The organism is Trinickia sp. HAY1-2D (genome assembly GCF_056754935.1).
Genome location: NZ_JBPGWX010000002.1, coordinates 3602575 through 3629238 on the forward strand (window position 1 = coordinate 3602575; position 26664 = coordinate 3629238).

A 26664-nucleotide genomic window follows, 5' to 3' on the forward strand; every position below is an offset into this window, starting at 1 on the left:
GAGCCCGCATGCGCGGGGTGCCGCGCCAGCGCCTAGCGCCGGCATGGCGACTCGCCTCGCCGCTCGCCTTCAGCTCATTCGTGCGGCATCGCCGCTTTTTCACGCTCTTGGAACCCCCTACTGATGCGTCGCGCGTTGGTTATCGCACCGAATTGGATCGGTGACGCATTGATGGCGCAGCCGCTTTTCACGCGGCTGATGCAACTGCACCCACGCCTCGTCATCGACGCGATCGCGCCTTCCTGGGTCGCGCCCGTTCTCGAGCGCATGCCCGAAATCCGCGATGTCCACGCAACCGACCTCGGACACGGCAAGCTCCAGTTGTTCAAACGCTGGCAGTTGGCCGGCGATTTGCGCGATGCCGGATACGATGCGGCCTATGTTCTGCCCAATTCCTTCAAATCGGCGCTGATTCCCTGGCTGGCCGGCATTGGGCTGCGGATCGGCTATACGGGCGAGCATCGCTACGGACTGCTCAATGTCCGTCACCCGAATCCGCGCCGCGACGAACGCGGCCCTATGGCGGCGCACTATGCCGCGCTCGCGTATGCGCCGGGCGCGAACGTTCCCGATCTGGCCGGGAATCTGCCGATGCCGCGGCTCGAATCGGATCTGAACGAGGCGTCGCGCGTCTCGTCGCGCTTCAATCTCGATACACGGGTGCCGCTCGTTGCTTTTTGCCCCGGCGCCGAATATGGCGGCGCGAAGCGCTGGCCGACCGAGCATTTCGCGGCACTCGCGCAGATGATCGGGCAATCGTTCCCTTATACCCAGATCGTCGCCCTGGGGTCCATGAAGGATGCGCCGATCGCGCGCGCCATCGTCGAGCGCGCTCCTCAGGTGCGCAACCTGTGCGGACAGACGTCGCTTGGCGAGGCTTGCGCACTGATCTCGCGCGCCGGCGCCGTCGTCTGCAACGATTCCGGCCTGATGCATGTCGCCGCGGCGCTCAAGCGGCCGCTCGTCGCGCTGTTCGGATCGAGTGATCCGCGCCACACACCGCCGTTATCGGAATTAGCGAAGGTACAATGGCTGCATCTCGAGTGCAGTCCTTGCTTTGCGCGCGAATGCCCGCTCGGCCACTTGCGATGCCTGCGCGAGCTGTCTCCCGAACAAGTGTTCGGCGACTTGCGCGGAATGCTGCTCGGCGAGCGGTGACGCACTGACGCACGATAAAACTTCGTGCGTTCATAGTTGCGTGAGCGCCGCGCTGAGCAAGCCTGACACCGGTGCAGAAGTAGCGCGCAGCCCTTTGGGGCGGCGCGCGTCGCACTGCCAGCCAAACGACGCGCCGCGCGCGCGAGAACGACATCGACGAGCTATCAGATGCCACGTTTTGCCCGACTTTTCGAAGCCGCAGCGGACACGCTCCACGCCTACTACCAGGCGATCGCCGATAGCGATATCGATGCTGTCATGAGCTTATGGATCGACGAGGACTTCGCCAGCTTCATCGATTCGAGCGGCGCGCACTGGCACGGGATCGACAGCATTCGTGTCGGGCTCGCGCAGCTGGCTGGAACCGGGATGCTGGCGTCGGCGATCGAACCGCTCGACGTGCGCGTCTACGACAGCCTCGGCACGGTCGTCTATGCGGTGGCCGAGGCGCATCGGGCGCGCGAGCCGCTTGACGCGCCGCGCATGGTCTACGCGACGTACGTGCTGGTGCACGAGCGCGGCGAATGGCGTATCGCGCACATTCATGCGAGCCCGATGCCGGACGAGACGGCCAACGAGTTCGCGGCGAAGATGAGACAGGGACAGGGGGCGCTGCACTAAGGAAGACGGCGCTCCGACCGCCTTCATCGAGGGCGGCGGTTTTTGGGGACGGAAATGAGTACGGCGCACGACAAGGCAACTTCGATCCCGTCATCGAACGGGACGATCGGCAGCACTCTCGTCGAACTGCTCTACTGCCCGCCCCCATGGTTGCCGACGAGCCACGCTCAGACCATCGTCCCGGCGCTGTTCGCCCGGCGTCCGGCCGTCGATTATCGGCGCGAACGATGGGGTACGCCCGACGGAGACTTCATCGATCTCGACTGGCTCGCCTATCCGGGGACCGCGTGCGCACCGCCGCCGGACGCCCCGCTTCTCGTGCTCTTTCACGGCCTCGAGGGTAGTTCCGATTCGCACTATGCGCGGGTTTCGATGGCGACTGCGCGTGCATTCGGGTGGCACGCCGTCGTGCCGCATTTTCGCAGTTGCAGCGGGCCGCTCAATCTGGCACCGCGGTTCTATCATTTGGCCGATAGCGCGGAGGTCGACTGGATTTTGCGGCGTTTGCGCAACGAGCACGCGGGGCCGCTGCTGGCCGCGGGCGTCTCGTTGGGTGGCAACGTGCTGCTGCGCTGGCTTGGCGAGCGCGGCACCGATGCGTCTTTCCTCGCCGCCGCGGCCGCCATTTCCGCCCCGCTCGACGTGCATGCGGGAGGCCGTGCATTATCGCAAGGCTTCGCGCTCGTCTATACGATGAGCTTTCTCAAGACGCTCAAGAAGAAGGGCCTGCTCAAGCTCGAGCAGTATCCGGGGCTCTTCGATCGCGATGCCATGTTGGCGAGCCGGACGATGTACGACTACGACAACGCCGTGACGGCCCCCTTGCATGGCTTCCGAAATGCCGATGACTACTGGACGCGCGCGACCACGCTTCCCCTGCTGCGGGAAATCGTCGTGCCGACGCTCGTGCTGAACGCACGCAACGATCCGTTCCTGCCGGGCACCGTCTTGCCGACTCGCGCGCAGGTCTCGCCCGCCGTCGTACTCGAGCAGCCCGAAGCGGGCGGACACGTCGGTTTCATGACCGGGCCGTTCCCGGGCCAGATCGACTGGCTGCCGCGCCGCCTCTTTTCCTTTTTCGAACCGTTTGCAACGCATGGATGAAATCGTCAAAGCCGCGCTGGCGAAGTGGCCGAACGTGCCGGCCTGTACCGGCTGGCTGCTGCTGGATCGGCGCGGACAGTGGCGCATGCGCGATGAAGGCGCCCAGGCGCGTGGCGAGCTGGGCGCACCGGTGCGGCACGAGGCACTCATCGGCTTCATCAACCGCAACTACGAGTGCGACGAAAGCGGGCAGTGGTTTTTCCAGAACGGCCCGCAACGGGTTTATGTCGAACTCGCTTATACGCCTTGGGTCGTGCGGCTCGCGCCCGCGCCGGGGGGCGGGGAAGCTTCCTGCATGCCGGCGCCCACGTTGACCACTCATACGGGCACGGCGCTGGAACCCTGCGAAGTGTTCGTCGACGATGAAGGCGCCGTGCTTTTCGTCGATGACACCAAGCCCCCGCGCGTCGCACTGCTGCACGATCACGATCTCGACCTCTTCAGCGATTTGGCGACGTTCGATGACGAGAGCGGCGGCCGTTTGCCCTGGGGCGCAGCCCGAACGCTGTCGATCGGTACGATTGCGCGCGGCCTCGTGCCGGAACGCTTCGGATTCGTGGCCAGCCCGGCATCGAAGGCAGCCAAGCGCGGCTGATAAGATAGGCGCCCTTCGAAGGAACCTCACATGCCAGAACTCACTCATTTCGATGCATCCGGCCAGGCGCATATGGTCGATGTCGCGGGCAAGGACGAGACGAAACGCATTGCCGTGGCGCGCGGCTCGATCAGGATGTTGCCGGCCACGCTCGCACTGATTCGCGAGGGCGGCGCGAAAAAAGGCGATGTGCTCGGCGTCGCGCGGATTGCGGCGATCCAGGGAGCGAAGCGGACAGCGGACCTGATTCCGCTTTGCCATCCGCTCGCGCTGACACGCGTGGCCGTCGCGTTTGCGCTCGACGAGGTGCTGCCTGGGGTGCATTGCACAGCGCAGGTCGAGACGCTCGGGCGCACCGGAGTGGAGATGGAAGCGTTGACCGCGGTGCAGGTCGGGTTATTGACCGTTTATGACATGTGCAAGGCGGTGGATCGGGGGATGGTCATCACCGAGGTGAAGGTGATGGAGAAGCATGGGGGGAAGTCGGGGGATTGGGTGGCGCAGGGGTGAGCCGTTGTCTTATAAGGCTCTTTTTTGCACCACTCATAGCCCGCTTGCCGGTTGTTGATCCCGTGCTTCACACGTCTATCGCTTCGACGAAGGCCCTCAAAGTCGATCTTGTCCCACTCCTGTCCCAATGGAGACGGGAATGGCATCGATTCGTCAACGACAAGGAAAATGGCAAGCTCGCGTTCGTCGAAACGGGTTTCCAGACGAGGTAAGGACTTTTGCATCGCGGCAAGACGCCGAACGATGGGCACGGTCCATGGAGTCCGAGATAGATAAAGGCTGCTACATCAACCGCAGCGAAGCGGAATCGACGACGCTGAAGGAAGTCATCGAACGCTACATCGTCGAGGTCTGCCCTTCGAAACGAGGCTGCGCCGAGGAAACCATACGGCTTCGCGCGCCGTGTCGGAAGAAGTTGGCAAAACTCAGCATGGCGGCACTCACACCAAAGGCCCTCGCGGCCTTCCGCGACGCTGCCCGCGACGGTCCTCAGCTTGGAAACGGCCATGCGACGGGGCGAACTCTTTCAACTACGATGGTCGAACATTGATCTTGAGGCGAGGACCGCGCATCTGCCGATGACAAAGAACGGAATGGCGAGAACGGTTCCACTGTCCTCGAAAGCCGTCACGGTCCTCAGAGAGCTTCCGCGATCTATTGACGGCTCTGTGATTCCGCTGAAGGCACTCACCCTGCACGCGGCATTTCGACGGGCATGCTTGCGGGCCGGGATAGCGAACTTCCATTGGCACGACGACCTTCGACATACTGCAATCACTCGGCTGGCCCAAAAGCTGCCGAACGCCGACACTGCGAAGTCAAAGCCGGCCAGATCCCGGCGCACTGGGAAGCGCGCCGACGTCATCTGGTACTGGACCGAGCGCATCGAGCGGTCCGTGGTCTCGGCCTGCAGCAGATGCTCGAGCAGCCAGCGCGAAGCTTCCAGGCCAGAGCTCGCCCCTTGCTCGACCAGCTCGCACCAGGCGCCGGCCATGCCATGCAGACGCAATGCCTCGAGTTCGACCAGGTTTCGACCTCGCCCTGCCCGATGCGCAGTTCGTGCTCCGCGATCCAGCGGCCGTGAACCGCGCAGGCCTCCTGCGGGTTGGCCGAGCGGAACACCTGCCGCCGATAGAGCGGCGAGGCGTCGACGCAAAGGGCGGCGGGCATGGAGCGAAGGCCTAGCCGCCCGAGCCCTCGAACCAGCCCCGGGCCGCGATGCCTTGGTCCGGGCCGAGGCTGGAGAAGCCGCCGTCGACCGCGATGTCGGTGCCCGTGATCCACGAGGCCTCGTCGCTCGCCGCGAAGGCCACCACCCGGCCCACCTCGGCGCCGTCGCCGACGCGGCCCAGAGGGTGCATGATGCCGCCCACGCGGTCGGCGATGGTGCGCGAGCCGTGCGCCATGCGCTCGAGCGATGGCGACCAGGTCCAGGCCGGCGAGACCGACAGCACGCGGATGCCGCGCGGCGCCAGCGTGACGGCGAAGTTGCGCGTGATCTGGATCAGCGCGGCTTTGGAGGCAGGGTAGATGGCGCGGTTGGCCGTACCAAACTTGCCGCCCACGCTGCCAAGGTTGACCACGACCGCGCCCGCGCGCATGTGCGGCTCTACCTTCTGCGTAAACACCGCGGCCGACACCAGGTTGACGTCCAGCGTGGCGTGCCATTGCGCGCGGCTCGACGCCAAGCCGGCGTCGTCGTAGACGCAGGCACAGTTCACCAAGACGTCGATCTGCCCGCTCACTTCCAGCGCGCGCGCCACGCAGCGATCGATGGCTTGGTCGTCGGTGATGTCGGCCTCGACGGCCTCGGCCGCCTCGCCGATGTCGGCGGCCATGGCCGCGCCGGCCTGGGCGCCGAGGCCCACGATGAAGACCCGCCGCGCGCCGTCGCGGGCCAGGGCCCGTGCGATGTCGGCGCCGATGCCCTGGGTGGCGCCGGTGACGATGGCCACCTTGCCGTGCAGTCGCTGTGTCATGGGGTCTCCGGCGTCAGAGGGCCAGCACGAGGCGCTCGCCGCGCGCACGCGAAACGCAGACGCAGAAGTTGCCGGCCTCGTGCTCGCGCGCCGACAGGCAGATGTCGCGGTGGTCGGCGTCGCCGCCGAGCACGCGCGCCACGCAGATGCCGCAGTCGCCGCGGCGGCAGTCGAACAGCGGGTCCATACCGGCCTGCTCCATCGCTTCCAGGATGGTCTGGTCGGCGGCTACCGACAGGGTGCGCCCCGAGTCCTTGAGCTCGACCTCGAAGGCGTGATCGCCTTGCTCCGCCAGCGTGCCCGTGAACAGCTCGCAGTGCAGCTGCCCTTCGGGCCAGCCGAGCTGGCGAGCGGTTTCCAGCACCGCCCCGATGAAGGCCTTGGGACCGCAGACGTGCAGATGCCGACCCGCGACCGGCGCGCCGATCACGGTGGGCAGGGGAATGCCGCGCGAGGGGTCGCCCTCGTCGAACCAGCAGGTCGCGTCCCCAAGCGCCGTGACCTCGTCGGCGTAGGCCGCGAGTTCGCGGGTGCGGGCCACGTAGTGCATTTCATGGGTCAAGCCCCGGCGCTCGAGTTCGAGCGCCATGCACAGGATAGGCGTGATGCCGATGCCCGCTGCCAGCAGCAGCGGCTGCTGCGACGCGCCCTGCAGCGCGAAAAGGTTGCGCGGCGCATTGGCGGTCAGCTCGTCTCCGTGGCGAAGGCCATGCACCCAGCGCGAGCCGCCGCTGCCGTTCTCCTCGAGCTGCACGGCGATCTCCAGTGTGTTCGACTCGCCCGCGGGCCGCACCAGCGAGTAGGCGCGGTGCAAGAGGACACCGTTCGCCGAGACCGGCACGTGCAGCTCAATGTGGGCGCCGGCCTCGTAGGCGGGCAGTGGGCGGCCATCGGCTGGGCCCAGCACGAGCTTGCGCACCCGCGGGGTCAGGTTTTCGATGTGTAGGACGTGAAGTGCAAGCGTGGATTCCAAGTGGGCCTCGTCGGTAGCGGAGAGTCGGTTGGCCGCGCGCCATAGCGCACGGTGACATCAATGTAGCGAGGCGCGGCGCGACAAAAAAGCCAGCATCGGCAGTCCTTGTCCGGTTTTGACGGCCGCTGTCAGTGGTTCCTGCCCTTCATGAACGGATGGGCGCGCGGCGCCATCTGCATGCACGCGCGCGGTGCGCGGTGGCTGCCGAATCTGGACAGCGCGCGGCCCGGTCGATGTGGAAGTTGGCTAGCGCCGGCCCTGGGCTGCGCTCAAACTTGCAGTCACTCTTTCCCTTTCGTTAGTCCCTATCGACACGAGGTCACCCATGACGAACGACGAACTGGCAAAGCTGTTCAGGCCGGGCAGCGTGCACAAACGGCTCTACACCGACGAAGACATCTTCGATCTTGAGATGAGCCGCATCTATGGCCAGGCCTGGATCTACGTCGGCCACGAAAGTCAGGTGCCCAAGCCCGGCGACTACCACTCGACGCGCATCGGCGACCAGGACGTGGTGATGGTGCGCGGCAGCGACGGCCAAGTGAACGTGCTCTACAACCGCTGCCCGCACAAGGGCGCCAAGCTGGTCCCCGAAGGCGACGGCTGCGCGGGCAAGTTCTTCCGCTGTCCCTACCACGCCTGGACCTTCAAGCTCGACGGCTCGCACATGTCTTTGCCGCTGCGCGCCGGCCTGGAAGGCACCTGCTACAGCGCCGACAACCCAGACTTCTCCATGAAGCGCCTGGCGCGCGTGGACGAGTACCGCGGATTCGTCTTCGCCTCGCAGTGCGCGAGCGGCCCCGACCTGCGCGAGTTCCTTGGTGGCAGCGCGAGCACCATCGACAACATGTGTGACCGCTCGCCCGTGGGCGAGGTCGAGGTCGCGGGTGGCGTCTTTCGCGTCATGCAGCAGTCGAACTGGAAAGTGTTTTACGAGAACCTGCATGACACCATGCACGCCCCGGCCACGCACGAGTCCTCGGTCGTCGCCGCGCGCGAGCAGTCCAAGGCCATTGGCGAGATGCCTTTCGAGCTGCTGATTCAGGAAGGCAACGGCGAACCCTGGGCCTTCTGGGAGGCGCTCGAGCTGCGCGCCTACCCCTATGGTCATGGCTACATGGAGGGCATCTTCGACCCCAACGCTGCGGAGAAGGACGCCGTCACCAAGGCGCACCACGAGTCGCTGACCGCCGCCCATGGCGCCGAGCGCGCGCGCCAGGTCATGGGCATGAACCGCCACAACACCATCATCTACGGCAGCGGTTCGCCCCACAATGTGTTCCAGCAGTTCCGCGTCATACGGCCCATCGCGGTGAACCGTACTCTGATCGAGATCCAGGTGTTCCGCTGCAAGGAGGCGCCGCAGGCGGTGTTCGACCGCGCGCTGGTCTACGCCAACCTCATCAACTCGCCTTCGTCCAACGTCATGCCCGACGACGTCGAGCTCTACCGCCGCTGCCAGGAGGGAAATAGCTCGCGCGGCGGCGACTGGGTGTCGCAGCACCGCTACCTGGGCACCGACAAGTCCATGCCCGACGGCGGGGCCGTGTCCATCAATGGTACCAGCGAACTGCCCATGCGCAACCAGATGGCCGCGTGGCGCCACTACATGCTGGGCGACGACGTGTCCCCCGAACAAGAAGCAGCCTGGACCGGCCGCACCCCATTGAGCACCGCAGGAGCCCAGGCGTGAACCTTCTAGATCGAACCTTCGACCACTCGACCGTGCCGGTGAGCGGCGCGCAACTCGACGCGCAGGCCATCCGCGGCGTCGAGCAGTTCCTCTTCAATGAAGCGCGCCTGCTGGACGAACGCCGCTTCGACGAATGGCTGGGCCTGTGGACGCCCGAGGGACGCTACTGGGTGCCGCGCCAGCATGGGCAGCAGTCGCCGTTCGACCAGATCTCGATGTTCTGGGAAGACGCGGTGCTGCGCGAGCTGCGCGTGCGCCGCATCACCAACCCGCGAAACTGGTCGCAGCAACCCGTGACGCGCAGCAGCCGGCTAGTGGGCCAAGTGCAGATCGACGGCCTCGACGCCAAAGGCCGGCTGATCGTGTCGTCCAGCATGCAGGTCACTGAGTACCGGCTGGACCAGCGGCAGCTCGCCGGGCGCGTGTTCCACAAGCTCGAGTCGGGCGATGACGGGCGCTGGCGGCTGCACCTCAAGCGCGTCAACCTGGTTAACTTGGACGCGATCTTTTCGAACCTCGAGGTGTTTCTGTGACACCCGTCACCACTGCCGTGCTGGCGCTGCACTACCAGAACGAGGTGCTGCACCCGGACGGCAAGATTCGCGTCGGCGTCGATGCGAACGACCCGCGGCGGGCGGCGGTGGTGGGCGCGGGGGCGCAGCTGCTCGCGGGCGCGCGCGAACGCGGTTGGCCGGTCATGCACGTGCGCATCGCCTTCCGCCCCGACTACTCGGACTGCCCGCTCAACACGCCGGTGTTTCGCAAAACCGTCGAGCTCGGTGCGGTCAAGGACGGCGAGTGGGGCGCGGACTTTCTCGACGGGCTGGCGCCGCACGCGCGGCCCGGCGAGTTCGTGTTCACACACACGCGCATCAGCGGCTTCGCGGGCACAGCGCTTGAGCAGACCCTTCGCATGCTGGGCGTGGCGCGCCTCCTGGTGGGCGGCGTGGCCACGCACTCGGTCGTCGAGGGCACGGTGCGCGACGCGGCCGACCGTGGCTTTGAGGTCTGGATCGCGCAGGACGCCTGTTCCGCTGGCTCACGGGAGACGCACGAGGCCGCGCTGGCGAGCATGTCGCTCATCGCCACCATCACCGACGTGGCCAGCGGCTTCGCGGCGCTGGACGCGTAGCGGCCGGAACGGGCGGCGGGTCGCGCCTGATCGCGGCCGCGCACCGTGGCGCCCTGGCCGCGCCGCTTTGGCCAGCAACCGCAATGATTATCCGTTTTCCGCCAAGACGGGCCCATCGGGCGGGGCGCTTAGTGAAACCCCGATTGTCGGGCACCTGCGGGCACCGGTATCGTTCTTGCAAATTGCACGCCCCACGTGTGAAAAGCAGGTGCCTCGTGCATGCCGACATTGCCCCCCCGTTGCTCTCGCCCTCGGCGGCGGCGCATCCGACCGAGCTGGACCTGAGTCCTGTGTACCGCCATTGCGTGTTCCGCTCGGCTGTGCGCAGCCGCTCACACCAGCTGCTGACCGATTCCCTGATCGATCACGAGGTGCAGTGGGGCCGCGGCAGCGTGGATGCGGCCATGTTCCGCGCCGATACGCCCCGAGTGCAGGTCATGGTGCTGCGTTATGGCTCCGAGGTCGAGGTCAAGCCCCGCCCCTTCGAAGACTTCAGTCTGGTGCAGATGCCCCTGCGCGGCACGATGTCGGTGGAGTCCGGCGGCGAGCAGCTCGAGGTGGGGCCGGGCCAGGTGGCGGTGCTGCCCTCGTACCGGCAGCTCAAGCTCGCCTGGAGCGAGGCGTGCGAGCAGATCATCGTTCGCGTGCCGCACGCCCTCATGCGCGGCGGGGTGTCTCAGCTCAAGGGCTTTGGCAGCGCGCCCGGCGCGCAGCCGGGCTACCTGCTTGACGGCAGCGCCGCGCGCCAGTGGGCCGTGCTGCTGCAATCGCTGCTGGCCACGGTGCCGGGGCAGGAGGACGGCGCATCGCCGCTGCGCGACCCCGCATGGGTTCACCACATGGAAGACGGCATGGCGCTGTTTACCCTGCTGCACATGCGCCGTTGGGTCGAACAGTCGCTGGCAACGTCGCCGGCGGGCAAGGCCGGCGTCCGTTCGCTGCTCGGGACCTCGGAGCGTTTGCAGGCGGCCGAACGCTGGGTCAGCACCCGGCTGTGTGCGCCGCTGGCCCTGGAGGACCTGGCCCGCGCGGCCGGCGTGAGCGAGCGCACCTTCTACATGGAGTGCATGCGCCAGACGGGCGTAGGCCCCATGACCTGGCTGCGTGACCTGCGCCTGGACGCGGCGCGGCGCAAGCTGCTCGAGCGCATGGACCGAAACGTCACCGACGTGGCCGGTGACTGCGGCTTCGGGCACCTCGGGCGTTTCTCGGCCTACTACCAGCGCCGCTTCGGCGAACTGCCGCGCGAGACCCTGTCGCGCGCGGGCCGTTAACACGCCGGCAGCAGCATCGACGGCCGCCTGCGTCTCTCCTGCCGAGCGCCAACACGCCGCTGAACAGGCGGAGGCGAATGGGTTGCGAGAAACGGATAGCGGGTTCCGGTTGGCGGATATCGCGGCCCTGCCCCCCGTCCCTAGACCGAATGTCACGCGTTAGCGTCCGTCGAACCGGACGCCGACCGGCGTTCGTTGGCGCTACACCTGTGCCTTCGACGAGATCCCCCCTTTACCCAACAAGACCGGAGACACCATGAATCGACTGCTCACCCGCGTCGCGCTCGTCGCGGCCACTGTTTGCATCGTAAGCGATCGATGACCGACGCCATACCCTATTCCTGCGAGGCTAGAGCGGCGACGATTGTGTCCACTTGAACGAGGAGGGTAAGCAATGGGATGGACGCCCCCACCCGATAGCGGCATCGATGTGCCAGAGCGGAAGTGTCATCGACCACTCGAACCGGAAGGGGCGCCATCATGTCGATGCCAAGACCTCCCACGAGAGGCTTGCTGTCCAGGCTCGCGCGGACTGGGTCGCCGACGGCTGGAACTGCGCCGATATTCAGCGTGTGACCGCCGGGCGTGGCGAGAAACCCGGGGCGCCCGCGACTATAGTGGGCCACGGCCGCCCCCCGCTCACCTTGGATCACCTGACGCCATCTAGGCTTCGCCGCAATGCGTCGGGCGAGCGTCGTGGTCCGGGATGGTGATAATCATCGATGGAGCGGTGACTTGCCCTACTGACTGGAACCGGATGCGATCAGATCAGCAATCAATTCTGCGACTTGGTCGGCTGCCTCGATTTGCGGCAGATGGCCCACGTTGTCCAGCGTGCGGCTGGTTGCCCGCGGCACAGCCCGCAGCACATGTTCCACAAGTGCCTGCGTGACAACGTTCTCGTGGCTTCCACAGGCAAAGACCACCGGCATGTCGAGCTTCTTGAAAACATCCACGTTGCTGACCGGCTGTCGGGCAAACGCACCGGCCGGCATGAACGGAGTGGAGATGGCTCCTTGCGCGATCAACGCGTCGTGAAGGTCCGCGGGAAGTGGGCTTCGTGAGATCGCCTGAACGAAGCCGCGAATCGCGCCCACCCGCTCCGACAAATCCTGGCTGGTGGACGCCTGCAATGCGGGCAGCGTGTCCGGTCGGACGTGATCCTGTGCAACTCCGGGTGGCTCCGCGACCGCTGCAAGGAGGAGCAGGCCCTTCACTGCCGAGCTTCCCTTGTGGCGCAGATAGTCGAGCGCCACAACGCCGCCGTAGGAGTGTGCGACCAGGATGAAGTGTTTGAGGCCCAGGGCCGACGTGACCGCCGCGATATCGTCCGCCCACACCTTGCTGTCGGCGTAGGCAGATGGTTCTGCTGGCTTGTCTGAGGCGCCGTGCCCACGCAGTTCCACGGTGACAAGGTTCGCCTTGCTGGCCAGCGGCCCGCGAATCAGCGGGGCCCACGAAAACCTTCCACCGAAAAAGCCGTGGATCAGCAGAACCGCGGGGCCATCGGCGGGCCCCCAGGCCTGCGCGGCAATGGAGACGCCATTGGCGCCGGCGACGCGGACGCTCTGCCGCGGAGACGGCATGATGGGTTGGATTGCGGAATGAGAGGTCACAACGAGTCCTTTCGATCGTTCTTGGAAAGCAGACAGTAGGATGGAGCTAGGTCGAATTGCTATCCGATTTGCGCCGCTCCTGGCCGGAGAACGCCAGGAACTTGGATCTAGTCCCCGTGGGACCACGGCAGGAAGCCTGTGGATCGAGCGCAGTTGATGTACTCGGCTGACAGCATGCCTTCTGGCAGCACCGACACCTCGTGTCCAAGCTTCACCGCAACCTCGCCCTGAAAGCGCTGGACCATCGATATGGCGGCTTGGAAAATGTTCAGATGTGTGGGATGTGTGTGCGTCCACCGCTCCAATGTCTGCAATGACTCGAAGTAGCCGAACGTGCTCGTGCGATTCAGATCGACGGTCCCGCTCACGTCGTATTCGCGAATGTAGCGCATGCCGTAGCACCTCGCCTCGGTCCTGTTGCCGTTGAGGTAGTCCAAGCCGACGCGCAAGACCGGCTCGACGTTTCCGAGATACCAATCGACTTCGGCTGCCTGTGCCTGCGACCAGTCCTGGAACGAACGGATCACGCAAGTGTTTCCGGGGAGAGTGATCCGGACGCGTCGGCCCAGCGTTTCCGTGGTTGCCGCCGGTCGAAGCATGAAATCGGGCGCGGCGGACGGCATCGTGTCGCGAGCGCTGGCGGGAATGCGTTCGCGGGCGGATCCCCAGTAGCCATGCACGTCGGTCTTGCGCATCTGCTTGTCGATCTGCGCTATCCCATCGTAAGCAGCGTCGTTCGAATAGTTGGTTTCGTTGCGTTCGACAGGGATGACCATGGACTCTCGCCACAGTCCTACCGGGCCCTCGAGAATCCCATCATCAGTCCAGAGCGAGGCGACCCGTGGCGTTGTGAGCCACGAAGCATAGTGCGCAGGCGAGTTCCAGTAGGCGTAGAAGATGTCGGATCTTTCGCCGTCGGCGCCCGTCGAGATGCCGCGCCCGAGGCTGGCCGGCCCCACCGCGCCTCCAAACGTGTTGCTTACGCGCGCGAGCAAGGCGCTGGCATCAGCGCCTCTGGATTCGACGCCGATGAGGCAACGAACATAATGTGTGCAGTGCGCAGGTGTCGCGACTTCCCACGTATCATAGTGATTGACGTGGCCTGCGGGTCGCAGGCTTGCGGCGCGAGTGCTGTGGGTCATTGACTTGTTCACCGAAGCTCAACCTTTCTTTTGTCCGATGGCGCAAATAGTAGCGGATAGGTCAAGCAGAGCCATCCCTCCAAATGGAGGGATGAAGGGCCGCGCACGAGCGGCCAGGTGGAACGAGCTTTCCGCGTTAGACGGTGGCTGTGTGTTGGCTGATGCTGTCTTGGAGATCACGACCGTTGTTGATCGAGAGCTCCTCGCTGCCACTGCGGTGGACATGGGACAGCGCTTGTTCGGTGCCGCCGCCGCGGGCTTCTTTCTGTTCGGTGGAAGCGGCACGTTCCCGCAAGTTGTCCATACCGAGGGGGCCGCAACGGGGTTCGTCGAGGAGTACGAGCACGGTTTGAGGCGAGTGGACCCGGTGTTGCGACTGGTGCGTAGAAGCGGTCGCGCCGCAAGCGCGCGCTGTGCCATCGCACCTGGTGACTGGAGCCAGGCCGCCATTGCCGGGCATCTCAAGCGATGGGGATTTGGCGACTCGATGCAGGGTCCGCTGCATTGCGGCGGACGGATGGTCGGGACTCTGAATGTGGTGCGGCAGCGCGACGACTGTCCGTTTGGCGTCGGTGATCTCGCTGTATTGGAGAGGGTGTGCCGAGCCGTGTCGCATGCATCGGATATTCACGTGCGACTTGCGTCGGCAGCCTCGGATTACACGCTTGACAACCCGGGCGGCCATCTGATGAAGCTGGAGGGGCGCGCGAGAGACGTCGGACAACTCGTCCTCGATGGAGCGACGAACAAAGCAATCGCGCGGCAGCTCGGCATCTCTGAGCTGACAGCCAAGGAGCATGTGGAGCGGTTGCGTGCGCGCTTCGGAGCTGTCAACCGGACTCAACTCGCGGCGTGTCTAGCGCAGCACCTCGTTCGTCCTGCGGAAAGCGGATGAGATTTGCGGCGAGCGGCTAGCTTGGGCGCATTTGAGCCTTCTACACTGAATCTTTCAGGACAACCCGATTGATCAACAGAAAAGAGGCTCGGAAATGTCGAAGGTCTTGTCAGCGTCAGCCGTAACGCCCGGCAACGTGCGTTCACGCCAGATTGTCGCAATCGTGTGTTGCTTGGTCGGGGAATTCTTCCTAGCCGCGGACTGGTATGCGTTTGCCGCCGTCATGTCCTTCATCTCAGCAGATCTGGTTCTGACTCCCGCCCAAGCCGGATTGGCTCAGGGGGCCTTTGGTCTGTCGTACTGCATTGGCATGCTGGTCTGGTCTCCGCTTGTCAGGCGGATCGGTGGGCGTGCAACGTTTTCTTTCGGACTTCTCGGTACCGGCCTCTTCATGGGAGCGCAGGTGCTCAGTACCAGCTTTTTTGAGCTCGTGGCGTTCCGGTTGATAGTCGGCGTCTTCGATGCCGCAGTCTGGATCGGCGCGATGAGACTGATAATCGGCTGGTTTCCTGAGAAGCGCCATGGCTCCGCCATCGGAGCGTTGCTCGCCTCCTACAGCCTCGCCATCACGCTTGACTTCGCGGTGGGTGTCCCCTTGGCGCAAGCCCATGGCTGGCGAGTCTTCTTCTGCGGCTTGGCTGTTTGCACGATTGTGGTAGCGCTGACAGGCTGGCTGATGCTGCGGGACGCGCCGCCTGCATCGAGCAGCATGGAATCCGGAGGCGCGCGCGCTTCCGCGCAGAACACGCCGTCGCGGGTCGTCTTCGCCTCCAAGTGGCTTTACGCCGGGGCGGCAGCGATCTTCGGTGCAACGTTCGCGCTCGCGGCGACAGCCACGTGGTTGGTGCCAGCCTTTGTCGCAGTTCATCGGATGCCATTGGAGCGTGCCGCAGTGATTGGCAGCGCCATGGGTCTGTCGCAAATCGTCATCCTGCTGATCGGAGGCTTGCTTGCGGATCGGATTGATCGGCTTGTCATGGTCAAGGTGGGCGCCGCTTTGGCAGCTGCCTCCGCGCTCGCGTTCATGGCGGTGTTGACCCGGGCCGTGCCGTGGGGTGCATTGGTCGCGGTCACGATTTTCAGCGGTGTTGCCGTACTGAACGGGGGTGCCATCTTCAGTGCCTTGACTGAGCGATTCGGCAAAGAACTCGCCACAAGCGCGATCGGCTACGCCCAAATCGGAGGCATCCTCGCCACGTTCGTCGCACCGGCGGCGATGGGGTGGGTCATCGAGCGCAGCGGGGGCTCGTTCCTCGCTGGATTTGGACTGTTCGCGGGCGTCGAGTTGGCCGTTCTCGTGATTTTGCTCACGCTGGCCCGCGATCCTCGCAGCTCGCGTTCAAGCGCCGGCAATCTTCCTGCTGAGTTGCGCTGACGCACGCCACCGCGCGTCAGTTTTCTTCGGCCGAGTGTTGCGAATGCTGGCAGCTTGCGCAGCGTTTCTCGCTCGCGTTCTTCGAACAGCCTTGCCCGCGGCGCTCCTGTAACCGGATGCACTCGCTGGTATAACGCAAAGCGAATCAAGGTCTCCCTCGGCTCTCTCAGCCCGCTCGAATACCGTGAGAGCCTCGGGATCGCGGCATGAACCGGTCCAAGATTTTGGCCGCATCCCCCGTGGCTCAGATTTACTTTGCGCGCAACAACGGGATCCTTATGCAGGTCGATCGACTGCCGCCGGGCCTTCTTGGGTTCCAGGGAGCGCGCGATGCCGAATGGCGCAAGCACACGACGCTCGCGCTCGGTTGGCGTTCTCCGATTCCAGTTCCTTCAGCCGCTTGGCCTCGGCCACATTCGTGCTGCCGAACTTGTTGCGCCAGCGAAAGAAGGTTTGGTCGGTGATGTTGTGGCGCTTGCAAACGTCTCGGATCGACTCCTGCTTGCTCTCGGCTTCGCAGGATGCGCACCACTTGTTCGTCGGTACATCGCGTCTTCATGAGTTCTCCTCGTTTCGAGCTTACGAGAGAACTCACCATCCAACTGGCTACAGGAAACGCCTCAGATCAACTCCGCAACGCTAAATTGCCAGCTGCAGCGCTTCATTCGACGCATGCATGCCTTGCGCCGGTACCGCGCAGCAGATTAGCGCTTCGTCTGCTTCTACCTGGAACGACGGTTGTGTTGCATAGGTCACCGCGCCCTTGAGCACACGCGTTCTGCAGGTGCCGCAGCTCCCGCCACGGCAGCCGAACGGCGGTGTGAGCCCCCGCGCCTGCGCCACGTCGAGAAGCGAGCCGCCCTCGGGGTTCCAGCGCCCTTCCTCACCCGACTCAGTGAAGACCACTCGCACCGATTCCGTGGCCGCGGGTGCCAATATGGCCGCCTCGGCCGCACGGGTGCCGGCATCGCTCGAACGCTTGAGCGAGGAAGGGCCGAAGGTCTCAGCATGGATGCGGTCGTCTGCAACGTTGAGATCGCGCAGCCCGTCGTAGGTCGTCTGCATGAAGCCGGGCGGGCCGCAGAGGTAGAAGTCATAGTCGCCGAACGGCAGCGTAGCCTTCAGCAATTCGATGTCAATACGGCCCTCCTTGTCGTAGTCGCGGCCAAGCACCGCAGCGCCAGGCTGACTGAGCGTGCGCACCCACCGAACCTCCCCCTTGCCGGCTTCCACCAGCGAGGCGAGCTCAGCGTCGAACGGGCGCTCTTCGAGCGTGCGCGCCGACTGGAACAGCCAGGTAGGCCGCAAGGTCCGCGTGCGCTCGCCCTCATGCACGAGGTGCCGCAGCATTGCAAGGAGGGGAGTGATGCCGATGCCCGCAGCAAGCAGCACCAACGGCCGCCGTTGCGCGGCATCCACCGTGAAGATGCCAGCCGGTGCCCGCGCCTCCAGCAGGTCGCCCACGCGGAGGCCGTGCAGGTGCCGCGAGGCCTTACCGTCCTTCTTCACGCTGATACGGTACTCGCCGTCCGAGGGCGCCAGCGACAACGTGTAAGTGCGCAAGAGCACTTCAGCGGTGTCTGGCAGCATCATACGAATCGGCAGGTGCTGGCCCGGCAGCGGAAGAACCGTCGCGACGCCGTCGTTGGGCGAAAGATATAGCGAGCGCACGGAACTGCTTTCTTGCTCCACGCGGGTCACCCGGAAAGGCCGCCATCGCTGGGCCAGCGCCTTCGCCGCAATGCGCCGGTCCGCGTCTTCCCAGCTGCCGGTCATGCGCAGGTTGGGCGACCAGCCGTCTGCCGTCATGCTCCAGCGCAGCGGCAGGCCTTCGGGGCGGTGGACCACGCGACGAGGAGTGAAGGTCCACAAGCGCTCGGCGCCTTCGAAGGCCGCGATCTCCGGAGCATCGAGGATCACCTTTGCATCACCGGTCATCTGCAGCACGTCGCCGGTATCCGAGTCGATGAACAGCAGGCCCGCCTTCGGGTTGAGTAGGAGATTGCCCAGCGTCATGAAGAACAGGTTGCCCGAGAAGTCGGGAATGGTCAGCACGCCGTCACTGCCGATGCGCACGAATCCCGGCTTACCGCCGCGGTGCGACACGTCAACCTGCCGCATGCCGTCTTGGCCGTCCACGTACGAAGCGACGTAGAAAGTGTCAGCCCGTTCGATCAGCTCGTGTGCCCGCGCGTCGAGCGCGTCGAGGTGGACCGCCGGTTCGCTCGAAGGCAACGCCGGGTCGCGTGCGAACGAAAACTCCCGGTTCTGGATGTAGCGCGGGCAGTTGCCAAAGCTCTGCACCACACCGATGTCCAACGTGCCTTCGCCGGAGCGGCGCAGATTGCCGTTCATGCGGTTGCGCCGGCGTGTCATCAGGTCGATGCCGAGCACGCCCACCGCGTCGCCGTCCTCCATGCCGCTTTCGGCAGGATCGGCCGCATCGCGCGGGGCACGCACGACCAGCGTCGCGGGGTCGGGCGACTGAAGGAACCCGGGCTCGCCAGCGCGCACAGTCGCCCACGGATCGCCCTGCGGGTCGACCGCGCCGAGCACGATGAAGTGCAGCAGCGGATAGAAGGTGCGATGCTGATCGAGCAAGAAGTTCCTAACGTACAGGCGCCCCGGCAGGTCCATGGCCCGTACCGCGCCGGCGCTCTCCTGGATGGCGAGTTCGCCGGCGTGCCAGGGCGAATCGGCGGGGGCGTTGAACTGGGTTTTCATAGAACTCTCGCGTGCAAGGGTTGTCGGTCTTCCCCGGTCTCTCGGGACTGTGGGTGCGTCAGGCAGCCAGGCCGACCGGCGTCTTGCCGAACTCGACGAAGCCGGGCAGTGCCTCAATCCGCGCGAGCCACGCGCGCACATTCGGATAGGCCAGCAAGTCGACGTTGCCTTCGGGCGCACGGGCGATGTAGCTGTACAACGCCACGTCCGCCACGGTGGGCTTCGAGTCGGCAATGAAGCTACGGCCTGCGAGTTGTGCCTCGATCACCGCCAGGATCGCGTGCGCGCGGCCAATAACTTCCTCGGGCCTGAAGTCGGCGCCGAACACAGTGATGAGCCGTGCTGCCGCTGGGCCATAGGCGATCTGCCCAGCCGCCACGCTGAGCCACTTCTGTACCGCGGCCGACGCAGTGGAGTCCTGCGGCAGCCAGTCGTGCAGGCCGAGCTTCTTCGCGAGGTAGACAAGGATCGCGTTAGAATCTGCCACGATGGTGCCATCGTCGTCGAGCACCGGGACCTGCCCGAGCGGGTTCAGTGCGAGAAACTCCGGCTTCTTGTGCGCGCCGGCCGCGAGGTCAACCTCGACCAACTCATGCTCCACGCCGGCAAGGCTGAGGAAGAGGCGCGCGCGGTGCGAGTGGCCGGATAGGGGGTGGTGGTAGAGCTTCATGAATGATCCTTTGTTGATGTCCGAACAGGCGATTCCGTGTCCGTGGCGCAAATGATCCTTCGCCACGCCCACCTTTAGAATCGCTGCGGACTGCAATTCACTCTTGTCGAAATATCAGTAAACACATCCGGGTTCTGGCGCTATTGCTTGACCCGAAGTTCGCAGGACGTTCATCGATGGATCGAATACAGGCCATGGCTACATTCATCGCGGTCGTGGAGACCGGTGGCTTCGCGTCTGCCGCACGCCGGCTCAATGTGTCGCCCTCGGTCGTCACGCGCGCCGTCAGCGAACTCGAGGAACGTCTGGGCGTAAGACTACTGACGCGCACGACGCGCTCCGTAAGGGTCACTGAGGCGGGAATGAGGTACGCAGAAAGCTGCCGGACAATCCTCGTGGACATTGAGGAGGCCGACAGCGCGGCCGCTGGTGCGCACGCATTGCCGCGAGGCCAACTCACCGTTACGTCATCGGTGAACTTCGGGTGCATGTATGTCTCCCCGATTGCGCGCAACTATTTATCTCAATTTCCTGCGGTCGAAATCAACTGCTGGTTCGTGGACAGGATGGTCAACTTGGTGGACGAGGGAGTCGATGTCGCGATACGCATTGGCGAGTTGCCTGACTCTTCATTGCAAGCTATCAAGGTTGGCCAAGTGCGCGAGGTCCTCTGTGCGTCGCCAACTTATCTGCGACAACGTGGAACGCCGAAACGCCCCGAAGACCTGTCGCAGCATGTTGTCATAGCCGCCACGGGAATAACGCCAACGCCCGAGTGGAGGTTCCGAGACGGCAGCAAGTCTGCAACGATACGGCTGCAGCCGCGATTTACGACCACGATGAACGAGGCTGCGGCCGAGTGCGCTGTCGCAGGCTTCGGCATCACGCGCCTGCCGCTCTATCAGATCGCACGAGGGGTGAAAGAAGGGTCTCTTGCACTGGTGCTCGAAGACTTCGAGCGCCCCGCCGTGCCGATCCACGTTGTGCACCGCGAAGGCCGGCACGGTACCCGCAAGGTGCGCACCTTCATCGACATGGCGGTCGAGGCGCTACGGAACGACACGGACCTGCAGTAGTCCGCAAGACGACGCGAATGGTTGACTCGGCTTTGTTGCACAACCCCTGACCGAAGCAACCGCGACCAAGAAGAGCAAGAACCCGAAGGCGCCGAAGCTGCCAGGCGAGCTACCGCGCGCCCCGTGGGTCAGCCTATAGATGCTCGCTTAGGTGACGCCGGGAAAGTTCCGGCCAATGTTCACCAACGTCAGCATATGGTGCCTCTCCATCCGATCGCGCGAGTTCGACTGATAGCGTCGGGGCGCTATCCGCGCTCGATTTGATGTCCTTATCGTCACCGTGAGGTGCATCACGCTCGCTACCGGGGCGCGTCGTCGACGTGCTTGTCGATGAGCTTGATCTCCATGATCTCGCCTTTTACGGAACCGCGTCCCCACACATCCGCGAACCATTTCTTGCAGAAATCGGTAGTCCGAGCCTTCGGAATGCGCTCTCAGGATCGCTTCTCCCCGTCAAGCCACGCAATACTGTCCCGAATGCCATCCACAGCCCCCCTATCTCCTGCCCGCGCTCCCATGGAAAGCGTTTCATCACCGCTTCGAGACCAGCTTGACGAAGATGAGTACCTGATTACGCGAAACGACGCGGAGGGGAAGATCACCTATCTGAATGGAAGGTGGGTTCATGTGACCGGTTACGAATTGTCCGCGTTGATCGGCTCCTCCAACAAGATCCTTTATCACGAAGACATGCCTGAGGAGGTCGGCGCTAACGTCTGGGCCACGCTCGGCCGCAGGCGCACGTGGACGGGCCTTCAGAAACTCCGTCGCGCGGACGGTAGCGCATTCTGGGTGCTTGCAACCGTCACCCCTGACTTTCGGAAACATGCCGTGGTGGGCTACATCAGCGTCCGTACTCGCGCTGCCCCCGATCAGGTTGCCTTCGCCGATGGCGTCTATAAGCAATGGAGACTTGGTAGAGGCAGACGATATCGATTGCGCGAAGGGGCCATCGTCTCGCGCGGATCGATACGTTCGCTGTCGTCCACATTCGCCCTATCGGCGCAAAAATGCATCTGCGCAGTCTTGGCAGGCTTGGCAACCGGCGCGGCCGCGGCCCTACTACAGCGGCTTTGCCTATCGCCTTCATCCGCTACAACGGTGAACAGCGTCTTGATCGGCGCAGCCGCCGGCGTCATGGCCGCTTTCATCCATGACCGCCGACTCGCGCACGACGAAGCCCGGGAGGCGCTCGACACAATCAGGCTCCTCTCCGCCGGAGATTTGACACGTTCCGTGTCGGACAGCGACCGGCGAGGCCATCGATATTTGCGCCATAGCCTCGATGTCATGCGACGGGGATTCCTGCTCGCTGTGAAAGAAATGCGCGCCGGCACCTCCGTGACTCGACATGCCGCCGGCGAAATTGCTTCTGCAACGGCAGATCTCGCACAGCGCGCCACACAGCAATCCGCATCGCTCGAAAGAGCAGCAGTCGCAATCGAACAACTCAACGAATCCGTACACAGCAATAGTGACAATACAGCCGCGGCGCATCGCGGAATGAAAAGCGCCTCGGCACTTGCAGCACGAGGTGTGGAATCGGCACAACTGGCGGGCAGCGCGATGCGCGCCGTGACTGAACGCGCGAATCACATCGCCGGCATCTCGGCCATGATCGAGTCGATCGCCTTCCAGACCAGCATCCTCGCACTGAACGCGAGCGTCGAGGCTGCCCGCGCCGGCGTCGACGGTCGCGGCTTCGCAGTGGTTGCCTCGGAGGTTCGGGCGCTGTCGCAGCGAAGTTCGAGCGCCGCGGGAGAGATTCGCGCGCTGGTCGAAGACACAGTCGCGCAGATCGATACGGGGGCCGGCTACGTCCTCGCCAACGAACAGACGATCGACCAGCTTGCGACATCAATTACTGAACTCGAAAGCATCGTAGCCTCGATCGCTGACGCCACGCAGCAGCAAAGTATCGCCATCAACGATGTGGGCAAAAACATTACGACGCTGAGCGACTCGGTTGCCCGAACGGCCGGCATGGTCAGCCAGGCGGCGATCTCCGCCGAAGACTTGATGGCCCAGAGTGGCGCGCTGGAATTGTCCATTGAAGCATTTCGTCTGACGTCTACCGAACGTTGAGCGATCGCCGTGCCCCCCCCCGTACTTGAGACAGAACAGAGTTGAAATGACAACGCAAGGCATCCATAGCTATGAGGTCATCGACGGTCATGGCCTGCCCCACGACCCTCTTCCGTCGATCCTGGGCCCGAGGCCCATTGGATGGATTTCGACGTTCCGGCGCGAAAGAGGTTTGAACCTCGCACCGTACAGCTTTTTCAATGTGTTCAACTATCGCCCTCCGCTAGTCGCCTTCTCGAGTGTCGGAAAAAAGGATAGCGTCTCGAACGCCGAAGCGACGGGCGAATTCGTCTATAACCTCGCCACGCGGCAACTGGCGGAACAGGTCAATCGAACCAGCGCCGAAGTGCCGCCAGAGGTAGACGAATTCAGTCTCGCGAACCTGACTCCCGCGCCCGGCATCGTCGTGTCCGTGCCACGCGTTGCCGAGAGTCCGGTCGCCCTCGAGTGCCGCGTCAGCCAGGTACTGCAACTCGCAGACGCGGCCGGGACGCAGCTCGACACCTGGATGGTCATCGGCGAGGTGGTCGCCGTGCATATCGATCGCACGCTGCTCCCGAACGGGATATATGACACAGCTAAAGCGCGGCCGATTCTGCGCGGCGGCGGGCCCGCCGATTACTTCGAAGTGCTCGCGGCAGGGAAATTTTCAATGCATCGACCCAGGTAGATCCGGGAGCGAATAAGACACTGGCCAGCGGCGCAATCGTGGAGATGGGCACTGCCTGCGCAAAGGATGCTTAACCGTGCGGTCTGTGCCGCTCGATCAACTCATGCAGGATCGCCTTCAGGGCTTCGACCTTGTCGGCGCTGAACGGCGCAAGAATCGTCCGCTCGTGCTCCTCTGCCTGCGCCATCAGGCCGGCGACGAGGCGACGACCGTTACGCGTCGCCCTGACGAGCGTATAACGCCGGTCGTTCTCACTCGTAGCGCGTTCGACATGACCTTGCGCTTCGAGCCGCAAAAGCAGGCGGGTAACGGTCGGCTGCTTGCTGACGGTCATCTGCGCAAGCGACGAAATGGTCATCGGCCCATGCCCCGCGAGCGTCGAGAGCACGCGCCACTCGAGCACGGAGAGCCCACGCTGCTCCACGACGCCATGGAACTCCGTGGACACCAGATACCACGCTTGCCCAAGCAGCGCCGGCAGGTAGTTATCGACAAATGCTTTCGTTCTGCTCATTCCCGCCGCCGCCTCCTCGTCCTCCTGGCATGGCGGGAATTCTACCGCTCCTCTTTCATCGGCCCGCAATGGGACGGCGCGAGCCGGCACGATCAGTACCGTCCCGACAGCAGCGACCCGAAACCAGGCACCCGCGTATCGAGACCAAGGCGTCGCAGCATCATGAATGTCGTCGCAACCGAGGACGACACCACCGGTAGTCCGACCCGATCCTCGATCGGCTGGACCGAGGCAAGCGACGGCATTTGCACGCATGCGGATGCCACGACAGCGTCCACGCCAGATGTGTTCAGGCGCTTCGTAATCTCGATAGGGGCCCGTGAATCTTGACGCCCCACCTCGAGATTGTCGGGGATCTCGAGCGAAATGCTATCGACCACCTCGATGCCCTCATGCTTGATGTAGTCGATCACGAGTTGCGTCAGCGGCTTCATGTAAGGAGTGAGAATCGACACTCTCTTCGCGCCAAGGGCGCGCAAGCCGTCCACCAGCGCGCCAGCGCTCGTCACTACGGGCGCCGGCGCGCCGTTTTCCTGAGTACGCCGATAGAGGCGCTCCTCCGATACGCGGTGATACCCGAGCCCCATACTCATGATCGCCACGAGACATGCATAGCCGAGCACGTCGACGCGCGCGTCCGAAAGTTCGAGCGCACAGCGATCGCTGTCGGCATCCATCGCCGCCAGTTCCTCTTTTGTTACATGCTTCATCCGCATGCGACTCGAATGAAACGTGAATCGCTCGGGAGCGAACGCTTCGCGCGCACGAAGAATCGCTGGGATCTCGGTTTCCATCGTTGTGTTCGACGAGGGGACGATTTGGCCGATACGAAATGTGCGTGCGTGAGTCACGACGGCGTCTCCTGATTCGATTCCAAAGACGGCTCCGAAGGAACCTCGAGGGTGCCTGTTACGACCGGATCGTCGAAGCGCGCGGATTGTAGTGGGCGGCGGTTGACCCGCAGGTCGAAGATATCGAAGCGGTTGTAGTGGCCGGTAATGTCATGCATCTGGCGCGGCTGGATGCAACGAGCCAGATCGATGTCCGCGTAGACGATGCCTTCATCGTCGATCAACGGGCTTCCAATCACGCGGCCGTCGGGACCGAGCACGCCGGAGAACGCGCTGTTTCGACGGGTCAGCATGGTGCGCGCCTGGGGATGAGACGCCGCCATGGCGTCGATGATCTCTTCCGATACCGTCGAGCAGGACACGATCGTGAACACCTTGCCTTCGAAGGAATGCGCCGCCGAGCGAACCTTGATCGCTTCGGACATGTCGTACTCGGCAGGAGCCACCGGCAGCGAGATGTAGTTGGCGACGTGTACGAGCTCGCCTTGCGCAAGCAAGGCGAAGCGGGCGAGCGTATTGGTGTTCTCACCGCACGCAAGCGCACCGACCGGGCCGACGCTGGTTGCATGCACGCGCAGCGCCGAAGCATCGCCCGGCGCCCACGTCAACTTCTCCGCCCAGGTCGGCACCAGCTTGCGGTGCCGGCCGAGGATGCGGCCTTCGTCCGAGATCGTCACGACCGTGTTGTAGATCGTCGCTATGCTGTGTCGGCTTCGCTCGTTCACGCCGATCACGACGTTGATCCGGTGACGTGCGGCGGCCTGCGCGATCTTCGCGATCTCAGGGCCCGGTAATTCGATCGCCGACCGCACCAGCTTTTCGAACCACGGACTGCCCTCGACCGGGTTCATGATCCAGCTCCAGTACGGATAACCCGCCACGAACACCTCTGGAAACGCGACGAGCTGCGCGCCGTTTGCGGCTGCCTCTTCGATGAGTCGGCAGACTTTGTCAACCGTGGCGTCCGTCTGCAGGAATACCGGCGCGGCTTGCACCGCGGCCGCCTTGAAACAGGGTAGTTCCAACATGGTCTGATTCCTCCTTATCGGCTTGTCACGCATCAGGCGTGAGCGTTTCGTCCCCGACAGCAACAACCGGATGACGCAGTTCGCCGATCTTCTCGAGCCGGGCTTCGATGACGTCGCCGGGCCAGACCCACTCCTGAGGATCGCGGCCTGCTCCCACGCCATCGGGCGTGCCCGTCGCGATGATGTCGCCCGGTTCCAGCGTGATGCCTGCGCTGATGTCCGCGATGAGCGCGGGCACCTTGAACAACATGTGTCGCGTGTTCGAATCCTGCTTGATCACGCCGTTGACCTTGAGGCTGAGGTCGAGCGTCTGCGGATCCGGAATCTCATCCGCCGTGACGATCACAGGGCCGAACGGCGCATAGGTGTCTTGCCCCTTCGAGTAAATCCACTGCCCCGCACGCCGGCAATCGCGAGCACTCATATCGATCATCAGGCTGTAACCGAAAACGTAATCGAGCGCCTCGCTCTCGCCGACGCGCTTCGCGCGCGTGCCGATGATCACTGCGAGCTCCACCTCCCAGTCAAGCTGCCTCGTGATCGCCTCGTTGTGCTCGATCGCATCGCCGGGCCCGATCACCGTGGTCGGAGGCTTGCTGAAAATCACCGGTTGCTTCGGCAGGTCCTTCGAGGTATCGAGCGTGCGGCTCGATTCCGCAACGTGTTCCACATAGTTCAGACCAATCCCGAAGATGTTTTTGCGCGGGCGCGGTATCGGCGCGAGCAATTTGACGTTCGCGAGCGGGCAGGCACTGCCCAGCGGCCAGTTCCCCGCGTACTGATCGAGCAGCGCGGTCGTCGTTGCGACGGCCTGCGGGCCGAGATCGATGAAATCCAACATATCGTCCGGAAGATCACAGCCGACATTCGCGCCAAAGCGCGCGAGATCGACCACGATGTCGTCGACGATTGCGCCAAGACGGGCGGCCGAACTCACATTTGCACGATAAGTGACGAGTTTCATGTTGCAGTATCCAAA

25 protein-coding genes and 5 pseudogenes are annotated in these 26664 nt (G+C 64.1%); 18 read left to right on the plus strand and 12 right to left on the minus strand.

Annotation, left to right across the window (positions count from 1 at the left end):
- Positions 1-123 precede the first annotated feature (123 nt).
- The 7 genes and pseudogenes from waaF to ACR9ZC_RS23840 form a co-directional block, all read left to right on the plus strand.
- Positions 124-1158, plus strand: a complete 1035-nt coding sequence (waaF, locus tag ACR9ZC_RS23810) for a lipopolysaccharide heptosyltransferase II (protein WP_481582146.1) — start codon at positions 124-126, stop codon at positions 1156-1158.
- Positions 1159-1326: 168 nt separating this feature from the next.
- On the plus strand, positions 1327-1779 hold the full coding sequence (locus ACR9ZC_RS23815; RefSeq protein ID WP_331572025.1) for a nuclear transport factor 2 family protein: 453 nt from the start codon (positions 1327-1329) through the stop codon (positions 1777-1779).
- Positions 1780-1833: 54 nt separating this feature from the next.
- Positions 1834-2883, plus strand: coding sequence for a YheT family hydrolase (locus ACR9ZC_RS23820; protein ID WP_481582147.1), 1050 nt, complete (start codon positions 1834-1836; stop codon positions 2881-2883).
- On the plus strand, positions 2876-3478 hold the full coding sequence (locus ACR9ZC_RS23825; protein WP_481582148.1) for a DUF2946 family protein: 603 nt from the start codon (positions 2876-2878) through the stop codon (positions 3476-3478). Before ACR9ZC_RS23820 ends, ACR9ZC_RS23825 begins: the two co-directional genes overlap by 8 nt.
- 30 nt (positions 3479-3508) lie before the next feature.
- Positions 3509-3988, plus strand: a complete 480-nt coding sequence (gene moaC, locus ACR9ZC_RS23830; RefSeq protein WP_481582149.1) for a cyclic pyranopterin monophosphate synthase MoaC — start codon at positions 3509-3511, stop codon at positions 3986-3988.
- 256 nt (positions 3989-4244) lie between these two features.
- Positions 4245-4538 carry a hypothetical protein gene (locus ACR9ZC_RS23835; protein WP_481582150.1) on the plus strand — a complete coding sequence of 98 codons (294 nt, stop codon included), beginning with the start codon at positions 4245-4247 and terminating at the stop codon, positions 4536-4538.
- Positions 4495-4722: pseudogene (locus tag ACR9ZC_RS23840) on the plus strand (tyrosine-type recombinase/integrase); the annotation flags it as partial. The gene ACR9ZC_RS23835 and the pseudogene ACR9ZC_RS23840, both read left to right, overlap by 44 nt.
- A 71-nt stretch (positions 4723-4793) precedes the next feature.
- Here ACR9ZC_RS23840 and ACR9ZC_RS23845 read toward each other — a convergent pair.
- The 3 genes and pseudogenes from ACR9ZC_RS23845 to ACR9ZC_RS23855 form a co-directional block, all read right to left on the minus strand.
- Positions 4794-5015, minus strand: a pseudogene (locus tag ACR9ZC_RS23845) (ATP-binding protein); the annotation flags it as partial.
- Between the two features lie 154 nt (positions 5016-5169).
- Entirely contained in the window at positions 5170-5967 is a 798-nt protein-coding gene (locus ACR9ZC_RS23850; protein WP_481582151.1) for an SDR family oxidoreductase, read from the minus strand.
- A 13-nt stretch (positions 5968-5980) separates the two neighbouring features.
- Positions 5981-6940, minus strand: a complete 960-nt coding sequence (locus tag ACR9ZC_RS23855; RefSeq protein ID WP_481582152.1) for a PDR/VanB family oxidoreductase — start codon at positions 6938-6940, stop codon at positions 5981-5983.
- A 325-nt stretch (positions 6941-7265) separates the two neighbouring features.
- Here ACR9ZC_RS23855 and ACR9ZC_RS23860 point away from each other — a divergent pair, with 325 nt between their 5' ends.
- From ACR9ZC_RS23860 to ACR9ZC_RS23875, 4 genes are all read left to right on the plus strand, one after another.
- Positions 7266-8633, plus strand: a complete 1368-nt coding sequence (locus ACR9ZC_RS23860) for an aromatic ring-hydroxylating dioxygenase subunit alpha (protein WP_481582153.1) — start codon at positions 7266-7268, stop codon at positions 8631-8633.
- Positions 8630-9166 (plus strand): aromatic-ring-hydroxylating dioxygenase subunit beta, encoded by a 537-nt coding sequence (locus ACR9ZC_RS23865; protein WP_481582154.1) that lies wholly within the window; start codon positions 8630-8632, stop codon positions 9164-9166. Before ACR9ZC_RS23860 ends, ACR9ZC_RS23865 begins: the two co-directional genes overlap by 4 nt.
- The gene (locus tag ACR9ZC_RS23870; RefSeq protein WP_481582155.1) at positions 9163-9765 is read left to right on the plus strand and encodes a cysteine hydrolase family protein; all 603 of its coding nucleotides are present in this window, start codon (positions 9163-9165) and stop codon (positions 9763-9765) included. Before ACR9ZC_RS23865 ends, ACR9ZC_RS23870 begins: the two co-directional genes overlap by 4 nt.
- A gap of 215 nt (positions 9766-9980) precedes the next feature.
- Positions 9981-11039: an AraC family transcriptional regulator gene (locus ACR9ZC_RS23875; protein WP_481582156.1), complete on the plus strand. Its 1059-nt coding sequence runs from the start codon at positions 9981-9983 to the stop codon at positions 11037-11039.
- Positions 11040-11779: 740 nt separating this feature from the next.
- Here ACR9ZC_RS23875 and ACR9ZC_RS23880 read toward each other — a convergent pair.
- Both ACR9ZC_RS23880 and ACR9ZC_RS23885 read right to left on the minus strand, forming a co-directional pair.
- Complete coding sequence (locus tag ACR9ZC_RS23880; protein WP_481582157.1) at positions 11780-12655, minus strand: alpha/beta fold hydrolase; 876 nt, start codon at positions 12653-12655, stop codon at positions 11780-11782.
- A gap of 107 nt (positions 12656-12762) precedes the next feature.
- Complete coding sequence (locus tag ACR9ZC_RS23885; RefSeq protein ID WP_481582158.1) at positions 12763-13614, minus strand: phenylacetaldoxime dehydratase family protein; 852 nt, start codon at positions 13612-13614, stop codon at positions 12763-12765.
- Between the two features lie 352 nt (positions 13615-13966).
- Here ACR9ZC_RS23885 and ACR9ZC_RS23890 point away from each other — a divergent pair, with 352 nt between their 5' ends.
- The 3 genes and pseudogenes from ACR9ZC_RS23890 to ACR9ZC_RS23900 all read left to right on the plus strand — a co-directional run.
- Positions 13967-14692, plus strand: a complete 726-nt coding sequence (locus ACR9ZC_RS23890; RefSeq protein WP_481582159.1) for a helix-turn-helix transcriptional regulator — start codon at positions 13967-13969, stop codon at positions 14690-14692.
- Between the two features lie 94 nt (positions 14693-14786).
- Entirely contained in the window at positions 14787-16067 is a 1281-nt protein-coding gene (locus ACR9ZC_RS23895) for an MFS transporter (RefSeq protein ID WP_481582160.1), read from the plus strand.
- Positions 16068-16190: 123 nt separating this feature from the next.
- Positions 16191-16277 (plus strand): annotated as a pseudogene (locus ACR9ZC_RS23900) (IS3 family transposase); the annotation flags it as partial.
- Between the two features lie 147 nt (positions 16278-16424).
- Here the strand turns inward: ACR9ZC_RS23900 and ACR9ZC_RS23905 are convergent.
- The 3 genes and pseudogenes from ACR9ZC_RS23905 to ACR9ZC_RS23915 form a co-directional block, all read right to left on the minus strand.
- Positions 16425-16626 (minus strand): annotated as a pseudogene (locus ACR9ZC_RS23905) (transposase); the annotation flags it as partial.
- 80 nt (positions 16627-16706) lie between these two features.
- Entirely contained in the window at positions 16707-18791 is a 2085-nt protein-coding gene (locus ACR9ZC_RS23910; protein ID WP_481582161.1) for a 2Fe-2S iron-sulfur cluster-binding protein, read from the minus strand.
- Positions 18792-18849: 58 nt separating this feature from the next.
- Positions 18850-19461 carry a glutathione S-transferase family protein gene (locus tag ACR9ZC_RS23915; RefSeq protein WP_481582162.1) on the minus strand — a complete coding sequence of 204 codons (612 nt, stop codon included), beginning with the start codon at positions 19459-19461 and terminating at the stop codon, positions 18850-18852.
- Positions 19462-19637: 176 nt separating this feature from the next.
- Here ACR9ZC_RS23915 and ACR9ZC_RS23920 point away from each other — a divergent pair, with 176 nt between their 5' ends.
- From ACR9ZC_RS23920 to ACR9ZC_RS23935, 4 genes and pseudogenes are all read left to right on the plus strand, one after another.
- Complete coding sequence (locus ACR9ZC_RS23920; RefSeq protein ID WP_481582163.1) at positions 19638-20537, plus strand: LysR family transcriptional regulator; 900 nt, start codon at positions 19638-19640, stop codon at positions 20535-20537.
- A gap of 46 nt (positions 20538-20583) precedes the next feature.
- A pseudogene (locus ACR9ZC_RS23925) lies at positions 20584-20649 on the plus strand (transposase); the annotation flags it as partial.
- Between the two features lie 218 nt (positions 20650-20867).
- Positions 20868-22622, plus strand: a complete 1755-nt coding sequence (locus ACR9ZC_RS23930) for a methyl-accepting chemotaxis protein (protein ID WP_481582164.1) — start codon at positions 20868-20870, stop codon at positions 22620-22622.
- Positions 22623-22668: 46 nt separating this feature from the next.
- Positions 22669-23292 (plus strand): flavin reductase family protein, encoded by a 624-nt coding sequence (locus tag ACR9ZC_RS23935; protein ID WP_481582165.1) that lies wholly within the window; start codon positions 22669-22671, stop codon positions 23290-23292.
- 70 nt (positions 23293-23362) lie between these two features.
- Here the strand turns inward: ACR9ZC_RS23935 and ACR9ZC_RS23940 are convergent, their stop codons facing one another.
- The 4 genes from ACR9ZC_RS23940 to ACR9ZC_RS23955 all read right to left on the minus strand — a co-directional run bounded on the left by ACR9ZC_RS23940 (position 23363) and on the right by ACR9ZC_RS23955 (position 26649).
- On the minus strand, positions 23363-23806 hold the full coding sequence (locus ACR9ZC_RS23940) for a MarR family winged helix-turn-helix transcriptional regulator (protein ID WP_481582166.1): 444 nt from the start codon (positions 23804-23806) through the stop codon (positions 23363-23365).
- A gap of 92 nt (positions 23807-23898) precedes the next feature.
- Positions 23899-24600: a maleate cis-trans isomerase family protein gene (locus ACR9ZC_RS23945; RefSeq protein WP_481582167.1), complete on the minus strand. Its 702-nt coding sequence runs from the start codon at positions 24598-24600 to the stop codon at positions 23899-23901.
- Between the two features lie 53 nt (positions 24601-24653).
- Complete coding sequence (locus ACR9ZC_RS23950; RefSeq protein WP_481582755.1) at positions 24654-25685, minus strand: carbon-nitrogen hydrolase family protein; 1032 nt, start codon at positions 25683-25685, stop codon at positions 24654-24656.
- 25 nt (positions 25686-25710) lie between these two features.
- Positions 25711-26649: a fumarylacetoacetate hydrolase family protein gene (locus tag ACR9ZC_RS23955; protein ID WP_481582168.1), complete on the minus strand. Its 939-nt coding sequence runs from the start codon at positions 26647-26649 to the stop codon at positions 25711-25713.
- Between the last annotated feature and the right edge of the window lie 15 nt (positions 26650-26664).